This window comes from Clostridium cuniculi, from assembly GCF_004353185.1.
Lineage (GTDB): Bacteria > Bacillota > Clostridia > Clostridiales > Clostridiaceae > Clostridium > Clostridium cuniculi.
This window is the reverse complement of sequence record NZ_SMUS01000095.1, coordinates 1-1526: the sequence shown is the minus strand read 5'-3', so window position 1 is coordinate 1526 and position 1526 is coordinate 1. Positions and strand designations below refer to the sequence as shown.

The 1526-nt window shown below is 29.6% G+C and carries 1 protein-coding gene; it reads left to right on the top strand.

The window, feature by feature from the left end; translation table 11 throughout:
• The first annotated feature begins 108 nt into the window (after positions 1 to 108).
• Entirely contained in the window at positions 109 to 1347 is a 1239-nt protein-coding gene (locus tag EJJ37_RS19695; protein WP_077711606.1) for an IS256 family transposase, read from the top strand.
• The last annotated feature ends 179 nt before the right edge of the window (positions 1348 to 1526 follow it).

The following is a 1526-nucleotide window of genomic DNA, read 5'->3' as shown; positions in this document are numbered from 1 at the left end:
GGGAGAGTAGATAGATTTGTGTAAAAAACAAATCTATCTACTCTTTTTTTGTATGATTAGTTGGTAGATTTGGAATAATATACTATATAAATTTTAGGAGGATTTTCTATGGCAAGAAAAAATGATATCAATTTTGATTACAATTCAGAGATAAAAAAGTGTAAAACAATCGATGACGTTCTTGGAAAGAACGGATTAGTTCAAAGGTTAGTTAAGGATGTACTAGAAAATATACTTGAAGCAGAAATGGATGAACATCTTGGTAGAGATAAATACCAACGTCAAAGCAATATTGAGCCTGGCGAAAGAAATTATAGAAATGGATATAGCCAAAAAAATCTAAGAAGTTCATTTGGAGATGTTGATCTTGATATACCAAGGGATAGAAAGTCTGAATTTGAGCCTCAAATAGTAAAGAAATATGAAACTGTTTGTAATGAATTAGATAAAAAAATAATTTCTCTTTATGCTAAAGGTATGACTACTAGCGACATTCAGGCTGAAATAGAAGATTTATATGGAATAACAATCTCACCATCAATGGTTTCTAAAATAACAGATAAAGTAATAGCTACCGCTACCGAATGGCAAAATAGAATGTTAGATAAAATATATCCAATAGTTTACTTAGATGCTATGTACTTTAAGGTTAGAAGCAACGGAAAAATAGTTAATAAAGCTGTATATATTTGTTTAGGATATACGATGGAAGGATATAAAGATATTCTTGGACTATGGGTTGATGAAGCCGAAGGAGCTAAGTTTTGGCTAGGTATTTGCAATGACTTAAAAAATAGAGGTGTAAAAGAAATCTTAATTGCTTGTATGGACGGACTTAAAGGGCTACCACAAGCTATTCAGACCGTATTTCCATCAGCTAATATACAAACATGTATTGTTCATCAAATAAGAAATTCTATAAAATACATAGCTTCAAAAGATAAAAAATCATTTATGAAAGATTTAAAAGAAGTTTATAAAGCTCCTACTGAAGAACTTGCGTTAGCGCAGCTAGACAAACTAAAAGAAACTTGGGGAAATAGTTATGGAATGGTTATAGATTCATGGTATAACAACTGGAATAATTTATCTACTTTCTTTGATTTCTCACCTAGAATAAGAAAAATGATCTATACAACTAATGCACTTGAAGGATTCAATAGACAGGTACGTAAGTATACTAAATCTAGAACTATATTTCCTACAGATGAATCTCTAAACAAGTGCGTATATCTAGCGACTATGGAAATCATGGAAAAATGGACTCAACCAGTTCCAAACTGGGGTGCTACGTTAGCGGAGCTAACATTATTCTTTACTGAAGAATTAAAAGATGAATTAGCATAATAGCTTGTACTTTTTATAAATTTTATGCATATTATCTAACTTTTGTTAAATAATATAAAAGAACAGAAAAACACATTATTAGTATTTCTAGATAATAAAAAAATATTACTGGAAATCAAAATTTCCAGTAATATTTGATTTATAAGAAACTATATTACACAAAATTATCTACAGTCTCA

Coding starts and splice junctions, on each gene's coding strand:
- EJJ37_RS19695 (WP_077711606.1), top strand. CDS start 109: ATGGCAAGAAAAAATGATATCAATTTTGATTACAATTCAGAGATAAAA.